Origin of the sequence: Mangrovivirga cuniculi (assembly GCF_005166025.1) — a bacterium.
Classification (GTDB): Bacteria; Bacteroidota; Bacteroidia; order Cytophagales; family Cyclobacteriaceae; genus Mangrovivirga; species Mangrovivirga cuniculi.
Genome location: NZ_CP028923.1, coordinates 1,136,279 through 1,160,814, shown reverse-complemented (window position 1 = coordinate 1,160,814; position 24,536 = coordinate 1,136,279). Strand labels below are relative to the sequence as shown.

Here is a 24,536-nt window from a genome sequence, read left to right as displayed (position 1 = left end):
AGAATGAAAACAGGGATTAAAAAAAAATTAAACAAGGTTATCAGAGCAGGCATCTATCTCATGTTTGCACTGGTAATCGTTATTTTATTAATCCCGATTCCCGATCCTGTTTTTGATACTCCAAATTCAACAGTTCTTTATTCCTCAGAGGGGGACTTATTATGCGCCAGTATAGCAGAGGACGAACAATGGAGATTTCCTTCATCAGATTCAATACCCGCAAAATTTGAACATGCTATAAGAATTTTTGAAGATGAATATTATCACTATCACCCGGGTGTAAATCCTGTATCTATTTTCAGAGCTGTATGGCAAAATTATAAAGCTGGAAAGGTAGTATCAGGAGGTAGCACTCTAACTATGCAGGTAGTTAGAATGGCTTATGGAAATAAAAAAAGAACATTAATCCAGAAAGCCATAGAAATACTGGCTGCTATCAAATTAGATCTCTTTTACTCTAAGGAAACGATCTTAAAACTCTATGCTGACAATGCTCCTTTTGGAGGTAATATTGTCGGTATCACCTCAGCCTCCTGGAAATACTTCGGCAGGCCACCCTACAGACTTTCGTGGGCTGAAGCAGCTACACTTGCAATTTTACCCAATGAACCATCAAATATATATCCGGGTAAAAATCAGGATAAACTGATTTCTAAAAGGAACAGATTACTTTCAAAACTTGCGAAAAAGGGATTCATGTCTGATGAAGAATTATTTCTTGCTAAAGAAGAGATAATCCCGGCAGAAATCTATGACCTCCCCGATCATGGGTATCATTTGTTATACCGGTCGATTAAAGAAGGAAAGTCTGGAAATAATATTCATTCAACTTTATCTGCCTCTCTTCAGGTAAAGGTTGAAGAAATTGTCAATAGGTATAGTCATAAAATGGCGTCAAATGAAATTCACAATGCTGCTGCATTGGTTTTAAATGTTAAGAACGGAAGCACATTAGCCTACGTCGGTAATAGCAAAAATTCGGGATCACACGGGCAGCATGTAGATGTTATCACAGCCAGAAGAAGTCCGGGAAGTTTACTTAAGCCATTTTTATATGCAGCATCGTTAGATGAGGGACTCATTACACCCGAAAAACTAGTCCCTGACGTACCCCTTTTTTACAATGGATTTGCTCCTAAAAACTTTGACAAACAATACCGGGGTGCAGTTCCTGCTGACGAAGCATTAGCAAGTAGTTTGAATGTTCCTTTTGTCCATCTGCTTGTAGATTATGGTTATGAAAAATTTCACCATAATTTAAGAAAAATCGGTTTTAAGTCATTTGACAAACCAGCCAGTCATTATGGTCTGTCAATAATACTTGGAGGTGCTGAAACTACATTGTGGGAAATAACAGGTGCATACGCAGGAATGAAAAGATCCCTGGATAATTATTACAATAGACCGGTTAATAAGGGATATAGCGATCTCGATTTTCACAGTAATTACTATGATAAAGCTGACTCGTTAATACTGAACGAGATAAAATTAAACCCAGATGGTCAAATTAAAGCTCCATCTATATGGTTTACCCTTAATGCAATGAAAAACCTGAACAGACCTGAGCAGGAAGCCGGCTGGGAACAATTTAATTCTTCCCAATCAGTTGCGTGGAAGACCGGTACGAGCTATGGATTCAAAGATGGTTGGGCGATCGGAATTACTGACAATTTTTTAGTGGGCATCTGGATCGGAAATGCAGATGGCGAAGGCCGCCCAGGTTTAACCGGAGTCGAAGCTGCAGCCCCTTTGATGTTTGAAGTTTTCGATCTCCTGGATGATCAACTTAATTTGAGAGAACCATTTGGCATAAGTAAAGTGGTTTGTCAAAAAAGCGGAATGATTGCAGCTGAAAATTGTACAGAAATCGATAGTGAAAGTTTGCCAGAATATCTTGCAGTCACAAAAGAATGCGATTTACACCAAAATATCCAATTAGATCAGAAGGAAGAATATCGTGTCAATAGCAGCTGCTACGAAATTTCAAATATGGTAACTAAATCATACTTTATTTTACCTCCGGTCCAGGCATACTATTACAAACGCTTTAATCCGAATTATAAAACAGCCCCTCCATTTATTGAAGATTGCAATGCACAAGATGTAACTAAGTTTTTTGATCTTATTTATCCGGAAAAATTCACCAAGGTTCATATCCCCAGAGAGCAAGCCGGAAATACTGGTGAAACTATTTTTGAGGCTGCACATGGAGATGCTGATATTAAAGTCTTTTGGCATCTGGATAATCAATTTCTTGGATTTACCACCGGAGACCATAAAATGGGTATACACACCTCGGCTGGGGTCCACCTTCTGACATTAGTTGATGAAAATGGTAATGAAATAAGCCAGCCATTTGAGGTGGTCAATTAATACAAGGCAAAGTATCATACAAATTATTCTTTTGTGGATTTTATAGTTATATTCATGTAAACCAATCTATTAACCATGAAAAACACCGCTGTCTTTCTTATTCTTTTAACTATTAATTTAATTCAGATAAAGTCACAGGACTGGGCGATCAAACAACTTGAAAACTCTCCTCGCCATCAGGAAAATATTACCGTTTCTTATGGGGATGAATCTATCTCCTGTTTCCTTGTTTATCCGGAAGTTTCAGAAAAAGCACCGGTTATAATCTTGATCCATGAAAACAGAGGATTGAATGACTGGGCCAGAAGTATGGCAGATCAGGTAGCTGCAATGGGTTACATAGTTATCGCTCCGGACTTCTTAACAGGTAAAGCTCCCAATGGTGGTAATACTCCTGATTTTGAAAACAGTGATGCTGCGAGATCAGCAATTTATGAATTGAGCCCTCAATTGATAACTAATGATCTTAAAGCAGTAGTTTCGTATGCTAAAAAAATACCAGCTTCCAACGGTGAAGTAGCAGTTATGGGATTTTGCTGGGGAGGCTCACAAACTTTCAGATTTGCTACAAATACGGATGAAGTAGAGGCATTCTTTGTGTTTTATGGAACGGGCCCTAAAGACCCTGCGGATTATAAAGATATATCTGCCCCGGTTTATGGATTTTATGGAGGAAATGATAACCGGGTCAATTCAACAATAGATATGTCGAAAGAGATAATGAATGAATATAATAAGACATATAAACCTGAAATTTATAAAGGAGCAGGTCATGGATTTATGCGGGCAGGACAGGCGCCCGATGCTTCGCCGGAAAATGCTCAAGCCAGAAAAGAGGCTCTTTCCAGGTTGAAAAAACTTTTAGAAGAAATATAATTTCATTGTAATTATTTAATTTTAATAGAATTATACCTTCCTCGATGAAAAACATTAGCATTTATATGATTCTGGTAATCTTTCTGATTGCATGTCAGGCAGAGAATAATCAGCAAGGAGAAATCAAAAATAGTGAAGTCGTTGATTTTTCTCCACCTGTTCCTACCCCGGAAGGGATGGTTTGGATTCCTGCAAAAAAGTTTAAGCAAGGAGCCCTTCCTGATGATGGATTTGCGCTAGAAAGAGAAAAGCCCGCACATGAGGTTTATGTTGATGGATTTTTCATTGATAAGCATGAAGTTACAAACAAGCAGTTTAAAAAATTCGTCGACGAAACCGGCTATATCACAGTAGCAGAACGACCTATTAACTGGGAGGAAATGAAGAAAAACCTCCCACCAGGAACTCCAAAACCACCTGATTCGATGTTGGTGCCGGGGTCATTAATCTTTAATAAAGAAGTTGAAAATGTCTCCGATATGAACAACTATTTTCAATGGTGGGAATGGAAAAAAGGAGCAAACTGGAGGCAGCCATATGGGCCTGATAGTAATATAAATGATCAAGAAAATTATCCTGTAGTTCATATTGCCTATGAGGATGCCCTGGCATACTGTAAATGGGCAAACCGTAGATTACCGACGGAGTCTGAATGGGAAGCTGCTGCAAAAGGTACTCTAACGATGTGCACATATACCTGGGGAAATGACGATAAAAAATTGCAACCATGGCCAATACCTGGCAAGGTAGATTCCCAACAAAAAATGAATCTGAAGATGGGTTCAAATACATATCACCAATAAAATCATACCCTCCAAATTCGGCGGGAATATACGATATGGCCGGAAATGTCTGGGAGTGGACCAGTGATTGGTACAACAGAGACTATTATAAAGCAATAAATACATCAGCTGTTTTGAGTAACCCAACTGGAGCAAAGGAATATTTTGATCCTGACAGACCTTATGAACCAGTAAAAGTAATCAAAGGCGGGTCTTTTCTTTGTCATTCTTCATATTGCGCCAGTTACAGGATATCTGCGAGAATGCCATCTAGTATCGATACCGGATCAGATCACCTTGGTTTCCGAACAGTGGTAACTCCTGATATGCTGAAGTAATTATTCCCCTTTAGTTCCTTTGGTTCTTTTATGGGGTGTTATTTTAGAAGAATTTTTACTCTCTTTATCTTCTTGCGGGAAAAAATTGACATCTCTTTGAGGGAACGGAATGGTAATACCAGCTTTTTTAAACTTTGAAAAGATAGCAAACCTGATATCAGTCTTTACCGATAAAACATCATCATAATTTTTTATAAATGCTCTAACTTCAAAATTTAACGAACTATCCGCAAAATCACTCCAATAAACACTTATCGGTGGTATTTTCAAAACTGCCGGATGCTCCGAAGCCGCTTCAATCAAAATATTTTTTACCTTTTCTGGATCTGAACTATAGGCAACACCCACCGGTACTATAACTCTTCCTCTCCTGTTATTATAAAACCAGTTAGTAAGCGAATTTGAAATCAATTCAGAATTAGGAATTACAATGGTTGACTGATCAAATGTTTGAACCTGGGTGGCCCGGGCACCAATATGTTTAACATATCCCTGCCCGGAATTCACAACGATCCAATCTCCGATTTTAATAGGTCTTTCAAATAAAAGAATTAACCCTGAAACGAAATTAGATACAATGCTTTGCAGGCCAAAACCAATACCTACTGAAAGTGCACCTGCAATTAGTGCTATCTTGGAAAAGTCTATACCTATTGTTGACAGAGCAAGAATTACAGCTATTAACATCCCGACGTAGTTGGCTAACGTCATCATCGAATTTCGAAGACCCGGGTCAAAATGGGATGAACCTAATATTCTTCGTTCAAACATTTTTGAAATCCATCTGACGACAGCAATGGCTATAATAAAAACCAAAAAACCATATAATAAATTTGTAACTGAAAATGATACGGCTCCTATATGGATATCAGATTCAAAATATGAATAAATACGTTGTATATTTAATTTATCAAAGCCCAATAATATTAATAAAAGTGGCAGGATTAAAAACGGGAGCGAAATATCAACAATTATTCGTGTCCAGAAATAAACTGAGTCCCCTTTTTGATCTTCACTATCTATATCAGAATGATTAGTGTCTTCTTCTCCTTTTTGGAGACTATAGATTCCCCAAATCATTAAATGCCGAAGAGATATTACAAACGCCACGAAAAAAGAAAGTAGCACAAACCGGTCCACCATAAATGCACTGAATCTAATATATCCCAGTAAAATGGCTAATATCAAAATAATAGTGGCAAACCTGAACCCCTTCCTCAAAAGTTCATATCGTATTTTTAAATGCCCATGTGAATCTTCTTCAGATGAATCTTTAATAGTATTGATCCATATCTTTTTCCTGGTAAGCATAAAAATAAGAACAAGTATTACAATGCCCAGTGATCCTGAAATTACATGTATAAGGTCCTCCCCTATTTCGTGAACCAATTCAATAGCAGTAGTCGGGATTCTTTCAAAAATGAATAAAATAAATATTGCAGAGCCGATTAATACAATTTGTCGGGCGTATTCATTATTACAATTAACAATACGCCACTTATCATTGGAAGGAGAGAATGCACTTCGAATGTATTTTATAAAGAAAACTGATGCTGTAATTCCAAAAAATAATCTTAAAAAGAAGAGCTTATTATAAACTGTGATCAAATTAAACTCTTTACCTATCCAATAGAGTAAAATAAAGGCAAAAGTCAATAATAATAGGTCAGAAAAACTTTTAACTGCTGCTCTCCTTTTTCTATTTATAAGAGAAAGTTCTTCACCCTTTTCAAAATATCCATCTATTCGTTTCCAAATGCTATTCTTTGACACTAGATAAAAGACTATCACAATCAAGATAAAAGCCGTCATTAATATCATGATTGTTGCTTTGTAATTTTTGCCTTTTTTTAAGCTATCTGCCCACTGATTAAAAAAGTGAGCGATTTTATCTACCACTACCGGAAAATCTCTGGATGCTTCAACCCACAAATCAGGTGATAAAATTGACTTACTTCTATTTCCCAGGGCGTCGATGAATATATCGCTCTTTTTTTTGGCAATATCGACTAAAAGTTGGCTGATTTGCTCATTAAGCAGTATTGCTGATTGCTTTAATTCAACAGTATTGCTAATCTTTGTTTCCAGGCTGTCCCTAAGTTTAGAGATTACTTTTGCTTCAGGCATTTCTCCTTCAGCTGGTTCAGGGCCCAACTCTCTTAATCTGTTTTCAAAATCCTTTTCTATCTCATCTAACCGATCAATCTCATTTACAAGACCATCCTGAATATCCAATAATCTGTTTGAGTATAATGTAAGGCTATCTTTACTTTCGGGACCAGATTTTATAAGAGATTTTATGTTATTAATATGATCAAAACTTTCTTCAATTTTAGATCTAATTTCACTTATTGCTTCATCCTGGGAAAGAAGGGTAAGATTGAAAAATAAGGTTATAATAAAAAAACTTGCGTACCTGATCATTTAGACTGAACTATTGTAGAAACAATTAATTTCAACTGACTTTTTCTATTACAAAATAATAAATTTTCTTAATTGACGATAAATTATTGATATTTTAATAATTAATAAGACCTACCAGGTCCACCACTCTGCTCTGACACCAAAGAAATGTCCCCATTCTTTGGGCCCTGTTAATTGAAGAAATGGGGAGAACTGATCCTGCTGTGCTGCCTGGTTAAATCTGGCAATAGAATATATAAACCTGATATGTGGTCTTGACCATACAGACCTTTGACCTCTAAGTGCGATCGTGGGTACAAAACTTAGTTTTGTTACCCGGTACCATGAGGATGTCCCTTGCTGACGTTGACTATAATGGATCTCAGTTTGCCAGTGAAAAATGTCAGTGATATAATTAACACCCTTTAGCCCGAAAGTAAGATCTTTTTTTCTGTTAAATACTTCCTTTCCCAGATATGTTTCTGCTTCGCCTTTTGTTTTTGCTGCTCCCTGGTTATAGTTAAAAATACCATAGCCATTTAAGCTAAATTTATCAGAAAAATCAAGCAGGAAATGATTAACTATATGCCAGGAATAAGCATTCCGAAATTGAAAATTAGTAGTATCAACGGCTCCAAATGTCTCCCATGTTCTTGAGCTACCACCATCGCCTCCGTTTGCAATTCCGCTACCATATCTAATGGCAAATTGATTAAAAGATCCATCTCTTAGAAATTCGTATGGAAGCACATTATGTTGATACTTTGCTCCGATAACCCATCCATAATCTCCCGGGAAAGATTCTAATGAGCCCTGAACAGCAGGATTGTCCGAAGGATCTCCTATTCTGTGATATTCCCCTAAAAAGGTAATTAATGAATGCTTTCCTAGTTGCAGATCTTGTTCTAAAGCATACACAATTCGATTTCTGATCTCCAGACTTGGGGTACCAGTAAAATAATTCAAATAAAAATATGGAGGGACTGTAGAAGTTGTATCCGAGGAAGAAACGAAAATAACATTGAATCGCGATTTTTTATATTCAATTCCGGCCCCCTGCCCTGAATGATCATTGAAATAAAAATAATCTGCCATGTGAACATCATTGCCCCTGTAAAAACGATTACCCACCCAGATATTGAGGTCTTTGGTAAACACATTTTTGCCTTCAACATATAATTCCGGCAAAACGAGTGTCAATCCATTAAAACCTGAAGTGCTGCTACTACCAAAATAAGCCGCTCCACGAGTAAAGACAGCTGCTCTCAGTTGAACATTTATCTCTATGGAATCCCTGGTCTGTTTAAATGGTTCCATTTTAAAAGCGAGACCGATTTCCAGGTAATCCTGTTCTTCCATCCGGCCTCCAATACTTCCCATTCTGCTTAAATTAAGCCTTCTACCACTTACAGATGAAATATCAGGGGTCCAGCCAATTCCGATTCTTCCATAAGATCCTCCTGCTATAGTAAACCAATCAGATTTTTTGATATCCTGATACATGATAGAGCTTTGCGAAGAAACATCTATAGAATACAGGTTCAAAAATGCGATGAATAAAATTCGTAGATTCAGCAAATCAATGTGGTCGTGAGTTAAGTATATAATTTATAAAAATATACTCAAAACCGTTTAATCAACTATCTGCTTTTTGACTAATAAATTCTTGTGAGAACAGAAATGATTTTAAAAGCTCATTAAATTTGTTGTACTGATCAATATTGCAAATATGGCCGGCATTTGAAATCACTTTAAGACTAGCATTTTCCTGATTATCTGTAAATTCTTGTGCGGCACTCAAAAACACGAAATCATCAGACCCCATAATTACCAGGGTAGGATAATGTATTTTCTGCCCGCTAAATTTTTCCAGGGTTGAAAAGAAAGTTGAATAAAGCCCAAGCCATTTCATGTATTCATCTGAACCTATTTTTGTGGCCTGAATTTTGTAAATTCTTCTTGATCTTTGATGTTCTTTTTTAGGCATGAGCAAGTAAGAGAAAAGGCTGTACATTTGACTGTAACTTAGAAATAAATTGAAAAACCTTGCCAAATGAACAAATGCCTTGATTAAAAAATTTCCTTTAAAAATAGCTCCGGCCAGAACTGCTCCACTAACCATCTCCGGTCGTCTCATACTTAAATCCTGCATTAAAACACTACCAAAAGAAAGAGTCACAAAAAAAGCACTTTTGATTTTCAAATGATCTATCACTTCCAGAATATCAGTGGCTATTAATGCAAAATCGTAAGAGTCTTTTTCGGGGCTTATATTTTTACTTTTTCCATGATCTCTTAGATCTACTGCCAGCAAATTAAAATGAGGCTCAATAGCCTCCCATTGATATTTCCAGGTGTCCATATTCCCTCCTGCCCCATGTAAAAATACTACCCAGGTCGAACTATTTGGATTATTAGCAGTTCTAAAATTTAACATATTTACGAAACATAATGAATGATATAAAGTTTAGATGACATGGAAATCGTTAGAATGATTATTGATTTCGGCCTTTTTATTCTCATCTGGTTAACCCAGATTATTGTTTATCCTGGGTTTAAGTATATGAGTCAAAATGAGGTCAGCACCTGGCACAGTAAATATGTAGCCAGAATAACCGCACTAGTAGCTCCGTTAATGATTACGCAATTAGGTATAATTGTGTATTTCGTTTTCAGAGATCCAAACATTATCAATTTAGTTTGCCTGGCTATGGTTTTAGTTGTTTGGGCAAACACCTTCTTTTCAGCAGTTCCATTGCATAATAAAATGACTGAATCAGGTGATGTAAGAAGTGTTGGATCAAGACTTATTAAAGTGAATCTTGTCAGAACTATCTGCTGGACACTTATTTGGGTACTTGGAGTAGTGAATTACCTTGTATTTTAGAATTAATCGAATGTTGAATTATAAATCAAATAATTAATTATGGCTCAAAACACAAATATTCAAAGCTGGCCAGAACTAGCAGGTGGTCTTTATGATAAGCTAACTGGCAGAAACGCTGAAATAACCTACGATTTTAAAAATTTTAAAATCGATGTTCCTACCGAGGTTGGATCAGAAGAGAAGACTAATTGGGAATTCAATGGTAAATTGATCATCTCAACTAAAGAAAATGACAATTAAAAATTGTGACCTTTTATTAAATTTTTCCGGAGATGTTATTAAACTTAAAAGCAAAGGCAATGAAGTTTATTGTAACATTATCGGAAACCCTCATTCAAAATTGCCCCTAAGGTTATTTTTCAAATATCGGAATCATTGCAAATTCACAAATCCGATAAATATCCACTGGAACAATAAGTCTCTGGTAAGTCTTAAAAATGGAAGGTTTTATCAAATTAAATTTTTCCGCTTAATCAAATTTTTATTGAATGCTTTCCTGAAAATTTAATTCTCTCAATTAAATTATTTTGAATTCCTACCAAAACATTACTCCAATTAAAAATTCTATTATTTGGTAGTTTGAGCAGGTAAATATTCAAAAAAGTTAAGGCCTTTTTTAAACCAAAATATTGATTTTTTAAGCACAATGTACATTTATAACAAGTTGATCCATCTGAAAAGTAATTATCCAATATAAATTTAACTTTTAAAGGTGTTTATAGCTATCGTAAATTAATAGATGATTTTTAATAATGATTTAAAGATATTCTACAATAATCACTCAACCCAACTTATGTCATTACATGTCATAAACATTCACAAAGTCAATTGTGTTTACTTTTAAGTATTTAAAATTATTCATCATAAAGGAGAGATGAAATGAAGAAGAAGTTATTTTTTGCTTTATGGCTGACTTTTTCGCTCACAGTCATAGCGATTATTTTTTACAGACAGGAATATAGATTTTTATTACCTACACCAAAGCCAATCGATCTAAAGATGGTTGAACAGGGAGATTCTGTAAAACTTGATCTGGCAGGTACTGGTAATAGAGTGTATTTTCATTTTTATAACAGCGAATGCCCGTGCTCGCGCTTTAATATTAAGGAGTTTAAACGCATTGTGAGAAAAAACGAAGATTCTGTAAAATTTATAGCTGTTATAGAGGAAGAACAATCAAATAAACTACAGGAATTTAAAAAAAAATATGATCTGGGTATAGAAACCATTATTGATAAGGATGGCAAAATAGCTAATGAACTAGGTGTATACAGCACCCCTCAAGCTGTAATTGTCGAAAACGGAAGAGTATTTTATAAAGGTAATTACAATAAGGCTCGCTTTTGTACTTCAAAAAACACTCGCTTTGCAGAATTAGCAGTTGAAGCCATGCTAACAAATAAGAAGCCTCCACATTTTCCGGAATTGGCTTATATATCCTATGGATGTGAACTCCCTTCAAACGAGAATTAACCTGAAAAAATATGCAAACTAAATATAAACCATTTTTTGAACGAATATATAAGCAGTCTAATTACGTATTAGAAACGCTACTAATCGGTTATTTTATTTTCGGTGTTGGCCTGGCCTTTATATATGACACTTACCTGGTAGGATTTGGAGTTGGACTGATAAATCTGATGATGTACTATAGTTCCAAAATATTCTTCAAGGAAACAAGGCTAAATCAATATATTGGTAGTTTGGTAGCCGGAATATTCATGGCTCAGTTTATCTATCAAATGCACGGATTGTTTGAAATGCACTTTACTGCATTCATTGCAATAATAGTTTTGATAGCCTATCAAAATAAATATGCATTTATTCCTCAGTTTCTATTTGTAGTCATTCACCATTCTTCCTTTGCTTATATACAATATCTGGGAAGTACAGAGAACATTGAATCTTACAAGCAGATATATTTCACCCAGCTGGACTACATGGATTTTCAGACTTTTCTATTCCATGCCGGATTATATGCTGTGGGAATTATTATAGCGGCTGTTTATGCCAATAATCTTGAAAAAACAACAAAGGATAATGCCGACAACATACTTGAATTGCAGAGGAAAGATAAAAGTGTTCAGAAAAGTATAAATTTTGCTAACGAAATAGCCGATGGTAATATAGATATCGAATTTAAGGGGGATGAAGATGATGTTCTGGCTACGGCTCTTCTTAATATGAGAGATAACATCAGTGAAAGCTCTAAAAGGGAAAGAGAAGAAAAATATATTACAGAAGGAATCGCTAAAGTCAGCGATATAGTTAGATCAAAGATTAATAATGTTGAAGAATTATCAGATCTGATTGTTTCATTTATGGTTAATTATATGGAAGCTAACCAGTCAGCTTTATTTATTCTTGACATGGAAACAGAAGAAGATCTTGAATTAACCGGGTGTTATGCCTATGACAGGAAAAAGTATGTCGATAAAAAAATCAAAATTGGTGAAGGCCTGGCAGGACAATGCTTCCTGGAGAAGGAAAAAATTCATTTGAAAGAAATCCCTGAAAACTATGTAAAAATAACTTCAGGACTTGGATCTGCAGAACCACGAGAAATCATTATAATGCCAATCAAGACCGACCAGGAAATAGTCGGAATTCTCGAGATTGCCACCTTAAATGAATTTAGATCTAAACATCATAAATTTCTTGATAGAGTAAGTGAAACGATTGCTTCATCAATAAGTACTTCACAGTTGACTAAAAAAACTAATGAACTACTTCAGGTTTCTCAACAACAAACAGAAGAGTTGAGGGCTCAAGAAGAAGAAATGAGGCAAAATATGGAGGAACTTCAAGCCACACAGGAAGAAATGACTCGTAAATCAACTATGGCTGAAGAACAATTAATGGCAATCGGAAACAGTAATATTGGAATGATTGAATTCACCACCGATGGCACTATTATAAATGCAAATGATGCTTTTTGTCAATTAATGAAATATGATCCTCATGAAATCGAGGGGAAACACCACAGAATTTTCGTAAAAGATGAAATGGGCAATTCAGTTGAATATGAGCAATTCTGGAAAGACCTGGGCAATGGAATTACGAAAAGTGGAAAATTCGAAAGAATAGATAAACTTGGAAATGAAGTAATTTTATACGGAGCCTATACCCTACTTAGAAACGAATTAGGACAGGCAGAGAAAGTAATGAAGTTTGCTTTTGATCTGACTGATTATTTAGACAATAATGCTCATTCTAACGGGGCTGAACTGAATGGTCATGATTCAAAAGTCAATTCGTCCATAGATTAACGATTAACTGTCTCATTCTTATCAAAAAAGGGGTTATTTGTTAACTTAATACAAATGGCTACCACGACAATAAGAATGCGGATATGAAGATCGTAAAGAAAACAACCAGAAAAGTACTCCTTGGTGGAGTACTTTTTCTTATTCCATTAACTGTTATCATCATAATTTTAGGTAAAACAGTAGGCCTAATTACTCCTTTGGCAAAATGGTTTACTTCTATCACAGGTATTGACTCCATGTTTGGCGCTGCAATTGCAGCAACTATATCCTTAATTCTCGTCATTTTTATCATTTCTTATGTAGCCGGCTATCTAATAAAGATAGGCTTATTAAAAAGCTGGGGTTCTGGTACCGAAAGCTTCTTATTAAGAGTATTCCCCTTTCTGCAAATTATCAAATTTAGATTTATTTCTGAAGACGATACAATTAAAGAACCCTGGCAAGCAATTTTATTAAGAGAAGATAACTTTTATCGGATCGCGTTTATTACTGATGATTCAGATCAAAATTACTATTCAGTCTTTGTTCCGGACGCTCCGAGGATGGATGCGGGTGAACTCAGGTTTTTTAAAAAAAAAGGTTTTGAACTCCATCCAATATCCATGAAAAATGCTTTAGACGGACTTAGTACCTATGGGAAAAAGATGCCGGATATTAAAATCACACATGATAAATAATCATTGCTTTGATGATTTGAATTTCATTTCTTTAAAATCTAAATCACCTTCATTAACATATATTTTCAATTTATTCAGCCCTTCCTTAAGTTCTAAAGAACCAATAATATAAGATTGAAAATTATCTGATTTCTCAATATTTATCTTTTTAATCAATTGATTATTAATATAAACATCAACCACAGATTTGGTTTCCGGAGATCTTAAAATCAGACTTAAATCATAATTCTGATTTTTCTCTTTTTCAATGGAATATAAAAGCCATTCATCTTTCACAAAATCACCAACAAAAAATTGTCCGCTATTGGTTTTAAATATGTCTACTCCATCATTTCTATAAAATCTGCTTTTATTCCATGGTTGACGCTCACCACCAGTGGAAACATGATAATTGGCATAATCTTCATCGTAATATGCTTTTCCTATTGGCCCCAGGTCATAATCAACGGCCAATATTTTATTTACCTCTCCCAGGTGATCGGAAAAAGCAATCGCACTATCTGTATTTACCTGTCTGAACATTGCATCAAGCACATCGTAATGAACAATATTATTTTCAATTTTTGTATTTTCAGCTAACTGAATGAAAGCTTCAGTCGCTTTATCCCCGCCAGGTTTTTCTCTTTCTCCTTTCCAGTATTCTATTATTTCCCGGTAACCAGAATTCATCTTAATTTCAAGTGGATTATTACTACCCAACTTCTTCAATGGCCACCAGCACCACCCAATCTGGTTTTCTTCCATTAGTTTAATCGCATCGCGAAACCAGACATTAGAGTTCTCTCCTGATTCTCCTAACCAAACAGGAACATTATACTGATCTCTAATTTCTAAGAAAGCCTCAATGTCCTTTGTACGATTATAATTCCAGTATTTGTGAAAACTTACAACCATATTTTTATCCCAGGGAGGAAGAATACCGGTATAGTTATTTCCCCATCCATTCCCTTCAATAAAGATTATATGATTTTGATCTACCTGTCTGATTACTTCAGTGATCTCAATCATAAGTTTTCTAATTGGAGCATTATTTTTCTCATCTATCCCGTGCTTATGTCCCGTTTCGCTAAAACGCCAGTTGGGTTCGTTAATCAGGTCATATCCTCCTATCCATGGGTTATCTTTATATCTTTTTGCCAACTCTCCCCATAAAGCGATCAGTTTTTTCTGATTGGCTTCACTTTCCCATAACGACGGTTTTGAAGGGTCTCTGTCTGATATATTCAGATCATGTCCCTGTCCACCAGGTGCAGCGTGCATATCTAAAATGAGATAAATTTCGTTATCCGCACACCAGCTTAAAAGTGAATCTGTCAATGTAAACCCAGTTTCCCTCCAGGTATTTTTACCTTTGACCGGCTCATCTTCTAAAGGCAATGTATAGAGGTTATAATGCATAGGTAGCCTAACAGAATTAAAACCCCATTTTTTTAGTGAATCAATATCTGCTTTTTGTACATGATTAGATAACCACCTTGTATAAAATTCTTTAGTTGCCTCCTCCCCGATCAATTCTTCCACATGATTTCTAAAAACATACTGCTGACCTGAAAAAGGAACTTTTAACATGTAACCTTCCTGAAGCATATATCCACCCAGGCCGATTCCTCTGAGTATAATTTTATCACCGTTTTTATCAATGATTTTTTTACCACTCGTATGTAAAAAATTCTGTCCGCAGATCAGGTTTGGAATAAGCAGGAATAAAAATATTATACTTTTCATGGTTAGGGGTTAAAATAATGTGTAGCTAAAATAGATGATAATTCCTTATGAGGGACTAGGGTAATATACCAAACTTGGTTATAAATACCCTTCCAAGGGTTACGAAGGATGATAAAAGTCAGTCGAATCCCTAATATCTGACTTACCAGGATCGATCAAGTAGAGCTAATTTGAGTTAAATCCAAAAAAGACCTGAAATACATGCTCACAGATATAGAAATTGCACAAAATTGCGAATTAAAACATATTGATGATATAGCATCAAACCTGGGACTTGAAAGAGATGACCTGGAACATTATGGTAAATACAAGGCTAAGTTACCTCTAGAACTAAACAATAAGCATAAGATCAATAGCAGCAACCTAATCCTGGTTACAGCGATTACTCCTACTCCTGCCGGTGAGGGTAAAACGACTACATCAATTGGTTTAGCAGACGGACTTTCTAAAATAGGCAAAAAGACTACGGTAGTATTGAGAGAACCATCATTAGGACCTGTTTTTGGGATCAAAGGCGGGGCAGCCGGAGGCGGATATTCACAAGTTGTTCCTATGGAGGATATCAACCTTCATTTCACCGGTGATTTTTCTGCGATAGAAAAAGCCAATAATCTATTAGCTGCCTTGATTGACAATAATATACAAAGTAAAACCAGAAGTTTAGGCATTGACCCGCGCACCGTACTTTGGAAACGCAGCATGGATATGAACGATCGGGCTTTGCGAAAAATGGTCACTGCCCTAGGAGGTAAATCCGGTGGTATTCCCATGGAAACAGGTTTTAATATCACTGCTGCATCAGAAGTAATGGCTATTTTATGTATCAGTAAAGATTTTGAAGACTTAAAAGAACGCCTGGGAAACATCTATGTTGGAGATACTTTTGATCACACTCCGGTTTTTGCCCGTGATCTGAACGCTGAGGGAGCGATGGCCGCCTTATTAAAAGATGCGATTAAGCCAAACCTCGTTCAGACTTTAGAAGGCACTCCAGCCATTATTCACGGTGGACCATTTGCCAATATCGCCCAGGGCACAAACAGTATTATCGCCACAAAAATGGGAATGTCATTATCCGATTACGTGGTAACTGAAGCCGGATTTGGTGCTGACCTGGGAGCAGAAAAGTTTTTTAATATCAAATGCAGAAATGCAGGAATTTCACCTAAAGCTGTCGTCATAGTTGCGACCATCAGGGCATTAAAATATCATGGAGGAAAGCCTCTCTCTGACCTAAAAGAAGAAGATCTGGAGGCAGTGGTGAAAGGAAAAGAAAACCTGAGGAAACACGTGGAGAACATCACCGGATTCGGATTACCTGCAGTTGTCTGTATCAATAGATTTGAATCTGATACTGATGCAGAAATATCTATTCTTAAAAAGGCTTGTGCTGACTGTAATGTACCTTTTGTAGAAAGCAATGGTTTTACCAAAGGTAGCGAGGGAACGTTAGATCTTGCTGAAGAAGTAGTGAAAGCAACTGAAAGATGTGAATCAGAATTCATACCCACGTATGACCTGGAAGATTCCCCGAGAGAAAAAATAGAAAAAGTTTGTCAAACTGTCTATGGTGCCAAATATGTGATCCTTTCTAATAAAGCTAAAAGGCAATTACATAGATTCGAGGAGTTAGGTTTTAGCAGATTACCCATCTGCATCGCAAAGACTCAGAAATCGCTTTCAGATGATGAAAAGTTACTGGGCAGACCAAAGAATTTCGATATAAACATCCGTGAATTTGAAATCGCTGCAGGTGCAGGATTCTTAATCCCAATAGCAGGAAATATATTGAGAATGCCTGGTCTTCCCGCTACTCCTGCCGCAGAAGGTATTGACATTAATAATGATGGTGTGATATCGGGATTATCCTAAGAAGGAATAGTTTGGTTTAATTAATAGATAAAGAGGCTATCGAAAGGTAGTCTCTTTTAATTTTAAAAATCAGCCTTACTCAGACTGCTCTGATAAAAATTCTATAATAATTTATTATTTTCTAGATCATTAAAAAAGGAAGGCAATTATTTTGCCTCCCTATTCAATTCTGCTCTAAATTCAAGTAAGTTTTTATTCTATACTATTTATCCATTCTCTGATCAATGCTACACCTTCCTCATCGATCAAGGTTCTGCCAAGTTCAGGCATCATCACTTTGGTACTGGTAGAATTCATTCTGTAATGCAGTATGGAAGCATCCGCATCTCCTTTCACGATTACATAATCCAATCCTCCCGAGCCTGCTCCTGCTGCTACCGGTGTCTTATTAAACCCAAGACTTAAAGAATCCGTGTTGTAATAATTTAGAAATAAACCGGAATTATATGCAGAACCATTTTTCTGATGACAATGAGCACAATTTACCTCAAGGTAAACTCGCGCTCTGTCATTCAGGCTTCTGGTTTCATCTGTATAATCGGCCCAGGCAGGGATTTCTGAATGATTTGGTTGCTCTAATATTCCAGCTTCCACCCATTTTGTGAGCTGGTTTTCTACTCCGTCAGAATAGGAATAGTTTTTATTGAGGTTTTGGACAACAGGCCCTATTGGTTTTTCATCATTGCCCCTAGCGTGGCAGTTTTTACATTGATTTTTATTGGGAATCACATAATCTACTGTATACGATTGCCCATTTGCTACAAATGAAAGGGGTTTAGTATTTCCGACTATATTTCTGTAGGCTTCAGTTTGTTCATCATTCCATTCGTATACCTCTAAATTCCATCCACTACTTTGATGAAGCAATAATCGGGTTTCGATAATAAAGTCTTCTCCTGATTGCAGGGTATAATAAAAATTTTTAACCAGGATGGTTCCCTTCGGAAAGGTCAGAACATCAGTAGTATCATATGATGCAACATCTCCGTTTGGAACATAGACAAACCTAAATTTCGAAGCATGATCTGTAAATAACGGAGAATTTAGATCATAGGGAAGAACTCCCTCAACTGGTTTCAAGTCGGACAGGGAGCCTTCAAACAATCTATAATCGCTTAGTTTTTCAAATACTTGTGATTCCGGGAAACGGGGTCCGGTCGGTGAGGTTTCAGATTCATCTCCACTGCAACCAACAGCTATAATCCCAACTAAAATCAATACGCTCAACAATCTAATCATCATCACACACTATTTGATTTTAAAGACTTGATCCATATGGATCGAATGAAACTGCGGGTAGTGCTTCTCCTACACAATCGTAAATTGAAAGGTCAGTTTTTGCAGTTCCGCTACAATCCGAAGTATCAAGATTAAATGCATCAACATTTATAAATGAAGGTGTCGGTGTTTCCTGAACACAAAAAGCTCCGCCGGTAATGCCATCGATTAGAATATCTGGTTGCTCCAGTTCATTCCATGTTTCGATGAAAGTATTAATACACATCGCCGTCTGGTTTTGGTTTTGATTATAAGTGCCATTTCTGCTATATGTATTATCGTGAATATAAATCTCATTCCAGAAAGCCACGTAATCGGGATCACCCGGATTATCATTTATAATGAGATAACTTGCTGCAATAATATTAGCAAACATGTTATCAAGAAGATCATTATCAAAAATCTCCACTTTTCTTGTACTAAGCATCATTATACCAGTTCCCGCAGGGACCTCAGCAACAACATTTCCTTCAGGAGCAAAGTTCGATCTATTATTATCACTAACAGTATTATTATATACACGACAGGTATTTCCGTATTGGCTTAAGCCCGGTAAGTCAAATATTAGAATCCCTCCAGTGTTATCGGTAGCCGTATTACCGTAAACATCTGCATTGATGGTATTTTCAATTTCAATTCCGGCAACATTTCCTTCAGCCGTCGAATTTCTCACTACAGCATTGGTGGTTTGTCCTACATAAATACCTGCATCAGAAGCACCATAAGCATAGCACCCATCGATCAAAACATTAGTACAAAGAACAGGATATAATCCATAAGCACCATTGTCAGTACCCGGAGTACCACTCCAAACTGTACCAACATTTAAAAATGTAACAAAGTCTGAATCCCTTGCTTTTAATGCATCTCCTTCAGTATCTTCTATAGTAAAGTCTTGAAAAAGTATATTTTCACAATTTGTGGCTAGCAATCCCTCTCCTCCATCTGTCTGTTGTGAAAAATTCAGAATGGTTTCCTCTCTTCCTGCACCAATTATTCTTATATCATTCTTATCGTCAATAGAGAGCTGATTAGTAAAATTGTAAGTTCCTGCTTCGAAGATAATATCAGTTCCAGGGGTAACTTCAATAAAGGCTGTCTGTACTTCTGCCTGTGCATCAGGCCCCGGACTGATGACAATTCGATTTCTGGAATCCTCTTCATCATCACAAGCGCCAAGAAATAAAAGGAAAATGACAAGCAATGCAAGGTTTAATTGTTTCATGATTAACTGGGGTTAATTAAAAAGTTTAAATAATAGGTAAAGTGGTACAGATCGGGGTAGTTGAGGATGGAAAAGTACTTTATAAGTTAACTAAAAGCAATTTCACTCCTTAAGTCCGTACTTATTTACCGGAGTCCGGACTTTAATTAGACCCTGGAAGTGAAAAATCCGAGTTATGAATATCTTCAATATCGAAGTAAAATATGAAAAGATTACTAGTCTTTTACAGGTTGCGAAGTTCTAATAATATTTTTCTTTGTGTTGGTCTTTAAGTTTCTGATAGGTTGGATTTTCTTTAGCTTTTTCCCATTTGCCTTTAAAAATATCTGAAGATTTTTGTTTTTCTTCATCCAGCTCTACCGGGAGTTCATTGCCATCCTCGTCATATTTCTTTCCACTGGGATGCCGGGCATATCTGCGAGCTCTTGTCATGCCCATACGCAAAAACTTCCTGGCCATATCAGCCCCGACAAAATCATTTTTTTCAAGATAATCCTCAAACAGATTAAAAATTTTATCAGCCGACTTTTTCGCTTCCTTAGGAGTCTTAAATTTCCAGTGAGGTAAAATTTCTGATTTGTATGGCTCTACTGTAAGAACGCCTTTCTCACCGGAACCTATTCGATATTTCTCAGGATGTTTTCGGTAATTTATATCCGGATCATATAATTGACTCATCTCTTATTATGGCAATTTAAATTTGTAAGTACATAACAAGTACTTAATGATTTAGTTCCAAAAAGAGTTTTGACTTTCTTATTTATTAACATTTCCTTTTGTCAGATCTTTCCCTATCTTAATAGCTCATCAATCAATCGATAAATCATGAAAGCAAGAGCTTTAAACACCACAATGCTTTTATCCTACTTATTGATATTAGCGGGTTGTGGCAAATCTTCTGTTTCTGAAAGTACCAGCACTGAACAGGTATCAATGCTAGAGGAAGAACCTCCTGTAAATATAGTAGAAGTGACTACTACAGGAATGAATTTTATTCTTCCTGAGGAAGTTCCATCCGGCTGGACAACATTCAGGTATACCAATAAATCGACCTGGACGCATTTTATGCTAATCGACAGAATGCCGGTTCATGAAGGTGAGCAGATTACATTTGAAGATTTCACTGCCGGAGTTCCTCCTGTATTTAATGACGCTTATTTGCTTATTAGAGAAGGAAATACCGAGGAGGGCTTTGCTGAATTTGAAAGATTACCCATGTGGTTTGGGGATATTATTTATTACGGAGGCGTTGGCCTGGTATCACCTGGAGAAAGTGCTGAGTCGACATTGTATCTCGAGCCTGGAACTTATGTTATTGAATGTTATGTTAAAACAGATGGAATGTTTCATCCTATGCAGGAAAGCATGATTGTTAAGGATCTTGGAAATACGGCTGAAGAACCTGAAGCTGACGTAAGCCTGGAAATATCCCAGGAAGGTGGAATAAATATATTGAATAAATTGGTTCCCGGTGAACAAACTATCGGAGTAGAATTTATTGATCAGACGTCATATTCACATTTCCTTGGGCACGATGTACATTTAGTAAAATACGAAAATGGAGAAGAGATTGCTGAGATCAATTCCTGGATGAACTGGGTAGACATCAAAGGATTGGAAACACCGGCACCTGGAAAATTCTTAGGGGGAATACAAGATATGCCTGCAGGGAAAAAAGGTTATTTTAAGGTAGATCTGGAACCCGGGAAATATGCATTCGTGGCAGAAGTGCCAGATCCGCTAGCTAAAAACATGCTCAAGATTTTTGAAATTGAAGAAGATGCAGATTTTGGCACAGGTAATTAGAAATTATATCAATGGCTTCGAATTTCGGAGCCTTTGTTAAATAACCATTTTATAAATTGATTTAAAATCTATCTTCAAATTAAAAATCACTTTAAAAATCCGGATCATAGATCCATGGATAACAGTACGACATTACAAATGTCGAACAGCATATTCATACTTTGGCAGTAGAAAATGAAAAGTTGGTTAATTAAAATAATTGCTCTTCTGGATTTGAAATCCAGAAGCATTATCCTTGGATTTGTAATCCATATATCTCCCAGTCACATTTAACCTACGTTTTCCCAACTATATAAAATCTATATACAAGTATCCTTTTAAGAATGATTGCCTGCTCAATCATTGAATATGATCATCTGATAAGTAGTGTTACATAAATAGCTCTATTACTACCCCACATATACTGTAACACTTTGTTTTTAAGCTAATTAAGATTTTAGCAATTTTATGTATTTTAGACATGTAATTTTATAATCATTACGATGCCTTTGAATCCTAAGCAACAAAGAAACCTGCATCGAATTATCCCCTTCGGAATAATTTGGCTTATCACTGGCTGGATTTTTCTTTTAGTAGAAAGCCTTGCAACTGAAAATCAAAACCCTCAATCTGATTCCGTTATCAACTTAACCTTGCCAGTTTTTATTTTCGCAAGCATAGCTGTCACCTTAGCAGGAATTCTTGTAGGAATTACCGAGCTAATATTACTTGAAAAACGTTTTAAAAATTATAGCTTCTTAAAAAAAGTTACTTATAAGTTTTTCATTTACCTGGCTTTAATGCTGGGTATAATCGGCTTAGCCTATCCAATTGCCTCTGCAATTGAAATGGAAAGGTCTTTATTTGATCCCAAAATATGGTTTAGAACATTAATTTTCTTCCAAAGTATTGTCTTTTTAAATACAATGATACAACTCTCATTTCAACTTATTTTGAGCTTGCTATATGCTGCTATTAGTGAAAATCTAGGACACCAGGTATTACTGAACTTTTTTACAGGTAAGTATCATTCTCCAAAAGCTGAAGAAAGAATCTTTATGTTCCTCGACATGAAAAATTCAACTACCATTGCTGAAAAAATTGGAGATACAAAATATTTTGATCTACTGAATATGTACTATAACGCCATGAGCGACTCAATTATCAATTCTTATGGAGAGGTATATCAATATGTTGGTGATGAAGTGGTAGTTTCCTGGAAAAAGAAAGAAGGACTCATTAATAATTCTTGTATTACATGTTTTAAGAATATCAAAAAACATATTCAATTTAAGCATGACGAATTTTTAAAAAAATTTGATGTAATACCTGACTTTAAGGCAGGTATCCATTTAGGTCAGGTAACCACAGGTGAGATAGGTGCTTTAAAAAAAGAGATAATTTTTACTGGGGACGTATTGAATACCACCGCCAGAATTCAATCGCTATGTAACGAATATGATTCAGATCTTTTGATTTCAAATGAATTACTGTCAAGCTTACCCGAAAAAGTAAATTCCCGATATGTTGACACTCTTATTTTAAGAGGGAAACTAAAAGAAACAAAAATATATTCAGTAGTCAGCAGATAAGAAATTTTAGATATTATAATTGATTATTATGAGGATATTCAGATCGATAAGAAAAAATTTACTCGATGGTAAGAACCTGAAAAAGTATATTTCCTATGCTTTGGGTGAAATTGTATTATTGGTAATTGGGATCTTGATCGCCTTGGCAATTAATAACAAAAATATAAGCTATGATAAAGCCAGAAAAGAACAACTATATCTCAAAGGACTAAAAAAAGAATTCACCACGAGTAAAAGGAAACTCAGTGAACTAATCAGGGTTAATCGAATTAATTATCTGGGAGCTCGTGATCTTGTAAATTTGATGAATGACTCTTCCATAAAAATAAATGAAAAAGACTTTTCGCTAATTCTTTTTAATTCTTTTGCATACGATATTTCTTTTAACCCGAATAATTCTCTTTTGTATGAAATGATTAATTCGGGGAGCTTAAGAGATATTTCGGATAACAATCTGAGAATTCAATTGACAAATTACCTTTCAACTATTGAAGATATCTCTAAACAAGAAGATGATCTGGCAGAACAAAGAAAAAGTGTTCTTGACACTTTTAGAAAAAATTATAGTATTATGAGAGTTTTTGACGATTCCGGGATTTCAAAAGGAGACTTAGGCATTCAATCAAGAAAAAACAACATAAGCAACCTTGATATTTTATCTGACAAAGAATTTGAAAATAACCTGCTCATATTCATATTAACGAGCCTGGCTACCGAAGAATCTCACTACCAACCTTTATTAGAGGAGATGGATTTTATTTTAAAATCCATTGAATCTAATATTAATGAATGAAAACTCCTTTTAGTTAAGCTCATTTAGCTTTTCAGCAAATTTTTCTTTCCAGTCATCTTGAAGTTCAGGAGCTTCAATTGCCTTTAGTAACAATTCACTGTTAGTTTTTTCGGTTGTATGAAGTTTAACCAGGTCACAAATAGTCAGGCCATATGAGTCCTGATGTATCAGTTCGATTTTATCTCCAGGATTAATAACACCTTCTTTAATTACTTTAAAGTAGAATCCACTACGCTCAGCATCCATAAAATCCTTTATGATTTTGGTATCGTTCATTCTAATACCCAGCTTAAAACAAGGTAATCTGGGCGTGGTTACTGATAGAACTGCTGTACCAATTTTATATTGATCACCAACATTAACCTCTCCTTCAAACAGGCCCGAAACAGACAAATTTTCACCGAAAACACCTGGCTCAAATTGGAGATCAGGCCTTATTTTTTTCCAAAACTCATAATGTTCGACAGGATAGGCATAAACGGCCTTATTTTCACCTCCATGAACAGTCAGGTCTGCCTGCTTATCACCTTCGAGGTTGTATTTATTTACTTTGACAGCACCTGAAATTTCGTTTTTAAATATCCCTGTAGAAATGATTTTGCCATTATACATCACCTCCTTTGGTTTTCCTACAAATATCGATTTCAGCTGCATAAGGCTC

Annotated in this window: 21 protein-coding genes; 13 read left to right on the top strand and 8 right to left on the bottom strand. The window is 35.8% G+C overall.

Annotated features, from left to right (window positions below):
• Positions 1–3: 3 nt before the first annotated feature.
• From pbpC to DCC35_RS20815, 4 genes are all read left to right on the top strand, one after another.
• Positions 4–2,373 (top strand): penicillin-binding protein 1C, encoded by a 2,370-nt coding sequence (gene pbpC / locus DCC35_RS05330; RefSeq protein WP_137089809.1) that lies wholly within the window; start codon positions 4–6, stop codon positions 2,371–2,373.
• Positions 2,374–2,448: 75 nt separating this feature from the next.
• Positions 2,449–3,249, top strand: coding sequence for a dienelactone hydrolase family protein (locus DCC35_RS05325; RefSeq protein WP_137089808.1), 801 nt, complete (start codon positions 2,449–2,451; stop codon positions 3,247–3,249).
• A gap of 44 nt (positions 3,250–3,293) precedes the next feature.
• Complete coding sequence (locus tag DCC35_RS05320) at positions 3,294–4,052, top strand: SUMF1/EgtB/PvdO family nonheme iron enzyme (RefSeq protein ID WP_137089807.1); 759 nt, start codon at positions 3,294–3,296, stop codon at positions 4,050–4,052.
• Positions 3,977–4,369, top strand: a complete 393-nt coding sequence (locus DCC35_RS20815; protein WP_137089806.1) for a formylglycine-generating enzyme family protein — start codon at positions 3,977–3,979, stop codon at positions 4,367–4,369. Before DCC35_RS05320 ends, DCC35_RS20815 begins: the two co-directional genes overlap by 76 nt.
• On the opposite strand, the gene DCC35_RS05310 is transcribed toward DCC35_RS20815, so the two are convergent.
• From DCC35_RS05310 to DCC35_RS05300, 3 genes are all read right to left on the bottom strand, one after another.
• Entirely contained in the window at positions 4,370–6,793 is a 2,424-nt protein-coding gene (locus DCC35_RS05310) for a DUF3772 domain-containing protein (protein ID WP_137089805.1), read from the bottom strand.
• A 111-nt stretch (positions 6,794–6,904) separates the two neighbouring features.
• A complete protein-coding gene (locus DCC35_RS05305) occupies positions 6,905–8,350 on the bottom strand; it encodes a carbohydrate porin (protein ID WP_217495916.1) in 1,446 nt (481 codons plus the stop codon).
• Positions 8,351–8,408: 58 nt separating this feature from the next.
• Positions 8,409–9,209, bottom strand: a complete 801-nt coding sequence (locus DCC35_RS05300; RefSeq protein ID WP_137089803.1) for an alpha/beta fold hydrolase — start codon at positions 9,207–9,209, stop codon at positions 8,409–8,411.
• A 39-nt stretch (positions 9,210–9,248) separates the two neighbouring features.
• Here DCC35_RS05300 and DCC35_RS05295 point away from each other — a divergent pair, with 39 nt between their 5' ends.
• The 5 genes from DCC35_RS05295 to DCC35_RS05275 all read left to right on the top strand — a co-directional run bounded on the left by DCC35_RS05295 (position 9,249) and on the right by DCC35_RS05275 (position 13,605).
• Positions 9,249–9,659 (top strand): hypothetical protein, encoded by a 411-nt coding sequence (locus DCC35_RS05295; protein WP_137089802.1) that lies wholly within the window; start codon positions 9,249–9,251, stop codon positions 9,657–9,659.
• A 39-nt stretch (positions 9,660–9,698) separates the two neighbouring features.
• Entirely contained in the window at positions 9,699–9,899 is a 201-nt protein-coding gene (locus DCC35_RS05290) for a hypothetical protein (protein WP_137089801.1), read from the top strand.
• 639 nt (positions 9,900–10,538) lie between these two features.
• The gene (locus DCC35_RS05285; RefSeq protein WP_137089800.1) at positions 10,539–11,132 is read left to right on the top strand and encodes a TlpA family protein disulfide reductase; all 594 of its coding nucleotides are present in this window, start codon (positions 10,539–10,541) and stop codon (positions 11,130–11,132) included.
• Between the two features lie 11 nt (positions 11,133–11,143).
• Positions 11,144–12,928, top strand: a complete 1,785-nt coding sequence (locus DCC35_RS05280) for a GAF domain-containing protein (RefSeq protein ID WP_137089799.1) — start codon at positions 11,144–11,146, stop codon at positions 12,926–12,928.
• 83 nt (positions 12,929–13,011) lie between these two features.
• Complete coding sequence (locus DCC35_RS05275; protein WP_137089798.1) at positions 13,012–13,605, top strand: DUF502 domain-containing protein; 594 nt, start codon at positions 13,012–13,014, stop codon at positions 13,603–13,605.
• On the opposite strand, the gene DCC35_RS05270 is transcribed toward DCC35_RS05275, so the two are convergent.
• Entirely contained in the window at positions 13,606–15,330 is a 1,725-nt protein-coding gene (locus DCC35_RS05270; protein ID WP_137089797.1) for a cellulase family glycosylhydrolase, read from the bottom strand.
• Between the two features lie 201 nt (positions 15,331–15,531).
• Between DCC35_RS05270 and DCC35_RS05265 the strand changes: the two genes are divergently transcribed.
• Positions 15,532–17,202 (top strand): formate--tetrahydrofolate ligase, encoded by a 1,671-nt coding sequence (locus DCC35_RS05265; protein WP_137089796.1) that lies wholly within the window; start codon positions 15,532–15,534, stop codon positions 17,200–17,202.
• Between the two features lie 192 nt (positions 17,203–17,394).
• On the opposite strand, the gene DCC35_RS05260 is transcribed toward DCC35_RS05265, so the two are convergent.
• From DCC35_RS05260 to DCC35_RS05250, 3 genes are all read right to left on the bottom strand, one after another.
• The gene (locus tag DCC35_RS05260; protein WP_246070152.1) at positions 17,395–18,444 is read right to left on the bottom strand and encodes an SO2930 family diheme c-type cytochrome; all 1,050 of its coding nucleotides are present in this window, start codon (positions 18,442–18,444) and stop codon (positions 17,395–17,397) included.
• A 16-nt stretch (positions 18,445–18,460) separates the two neighbouring features.
• On the bottom strand, positions 18,461–19,705 hold the full coding sequence (locus DCC35_RS05255; protein WP_137089795.1) for a parallel beta-helix domain-containing protein: 1,245 nt from the start codon (positions 19,703–19,705) through the stop codon (positions 18,461–18,463).
• A 240-nt stretch (positions 19,706–19,945) separates the two neighbouring features.
• Positions 19,946–20,383: a DUF4385 domain-containing protein gene (locus tag DCC35_RS05250; RefSeq protein ID WP_137089794.1), complete on the bottom strand. Its 438-nt coding sequence runs from the start codon at positions 20,381–20,383 to the stop codon at positions 19,946–19,948.
• Between the two features lie 147 nt (positions 20,384–20,530).
• On the opposite strand from DCC35_RS05250, the gene DCC35_RS05245 reads away from it, so the two are divergent.
• From DCC35_RS05245 to DCC35_RS05235, 3 genes are all read left to right on the top strand, one after another.
• Positions 20,531–21,511, top strand: a complete 981-nt coding sequence (locus DCC35_RS05245) for a hypothetical protein (protein ID WP_137089793.1) — start codon at positions 20,531–20,533, stop codon at positions 21,509–21,511.
• Positions 21,512–21,993: 482 nt separating this feature from the next.
• Positions 21,994–23,082, top strand: coding sequence for an adenylate/guanylate cyclase domain-containing protein (locus DCC35_RS05240; protein ID WP_137089792.1), 1,089 nt, complete (start codon positions 21,994–21,996; stop codon positions 23,080–23,082).
• A gap of 28 nt (positions 23,083–23,110) precedes the next feature.
• Positions 23,111–23,875: a DUF6090 family protein gene (locus DCC35_RS05235; RefSeq protein WP_246070150.1), complete on the top strand. Its 765-nt coding sequence runs from the start codon at positions 23,111–23,113 to the stop codon at positions 23,873–23,875.
• A gap of 9 nt (positions 23,876–23,884) precedes the next feature.
• On the opposite strand, the gene DCC35_RS05230 is transcribed toward DCC35_RS05235, so the two are convergent.
• The gene (locus DCC35_RS05230; protein WP_137089791.1) at positions 23,885–24,529 is read right to left on the bottom strand and encodes an MOSC domain-containing protein; all 645 of its coding nucleotides are present in this window, start codon (positions 24,527–24,529) and stop codon (positions 23,885–23,887) included.
• Between the last annotated feature and the right edge of the window lie 7 nt (positions 24,530–24,536).

Bases quoted from the DNA above. Each gene is read 5' to 3' on its own strand.
- pbpC (WP_137089809.1), top strand. From the start codon at position 4: ATGAAAACAGGGATTAAAAAAAAATTAAACAAGGTTATCAGAGCAGGC.
- DCC35_RS05325 (WP_137089808.1), top strand. From the start codon at position 2,449: ATGAAAAACACCGCTGTCTTTCTTATTCTTTTAACTATTAATTTAATT.
- DCC35_RS05320 (WP_137089807.1), top strand. From the start codon at position 3,294: ATGAAAAACATTAGCATTTATATGATTCTGGTAATCTTTCTGATTGCA.
- DCC35_RS20815 (WP_137089806.1), top strand. From the start codon at position 3,977: ATGGCCAATACCTGGCAAGGTAGATTCCCAACAAAAAATGAATCTGAA.
- DCC35_RS05310 (WP_137089805.1), bottom strand. From the start codon at position 6,793: ATGATCAGGTACGCAAGTTTTTTTATTATAACCTTATTTTTCAATCTT.
- DCC35_RS05300 (WP_137089803.1), bottom strand. From the start codon at position 9,209: ATGTTAAATTTTAGAACTGCTAATAATCCAAATAGTTCGACCTGGGTA.
- DCC35_RS05295 (WP_137089802.1), top strand. From the start codon at position 9,249: ATGGAAATCGTTAGAATGATTATTGATTTCGGCCTTTTTATTCTCATC.
- DCC35_RS05290 (WP_137089801.1), top strand. From the start codon at position 9,699: ATGGCTCAAAACACAAATATTCAAAGCTGGCCAGAACTAGCAGGTGGT.
- DCC35_RS05285 (WP_137089800.1), top strand. From the start codon at position 10,539: ATGAAGAAGAAGTTATTTTTTGCTTTATGGCTGACTTTTTCGCTCACA.
- DCC35_RS05280 (WP_137089799.1), top strand. From the start codon at position 11,144: ATGCAAACTAAATATAAACCATTTTTTGAACGAATATATAAGCAGTCT.
- DCC35_RS05275 (WP_137089798.1), top strand. From the start codon at position 13,012: ATGAAGATCGTAAAGAAAACAACCAGAAAAGTACTCCTTGGTGGAGTA.
- DCC35_RS05270 (WP_137089797.1), bottom strand. From the start codon at position 15,330: ATGAAAAGTATAATATTTTTATTCCTGCTTATTCCAAACCTGATCTGC.
- DCC35_RS05265 (WP_137089796.1), top strand. From the start codon at position 15,532: ATGCTCACAGATATAGAAATTGCACAAAATTGCGAATTAAAACATATT.
- DCC35_RS05260 (WP_246070152.1), bottom strand. From the start codon at position 18,444: ATGATGATTAGATTGTTGAGCGTATTGATTTTAGTTGGGATTATAGCT.
- DCC35_RS05255 (WP_137089795.1), bottom strand. From the start codon at position 19,705: ATGAAACAATTAAACCTTGCATTGCTTGTCATTTTCCTTTTATTTCTT.
- DCC35_RS05250 (WP_137089794.1), bottom strand. From the start codon at position 20,383: ATGAGTCAATTATATGATCCGGATATAAATTACCGAAAACATCCTGAG.
- DCC35_RS05245 (WP_137089793.1), top strand. From the start codon at position 20,531: ATGAAAGCAAGAGCTTTAAACACCACAATGCTTTTATCCTACTTATTG.
- DCC35_RS05240 (WP_137089792.1), top strand. From the start codon at position 21,994: ATGCCTTTGAATCCTAAGCAACAAAGAAACCTGCATCGAATTATCCCC.
- DCC35_RS05235 (WP_246070150.1), top strand. From the start codon at position 23,111: ATGAGGATATTCAGATCGATAAGAAAAAATTTACTCGATGGTAAGAAC.
- DCC35_RS05230 (WP_137089791.1), bottom strand. From the start codon at position 24,529: ATGCAGCTGAAATCGATATTTGTAGGAAAACCAAAGGAGGTGATGTAT.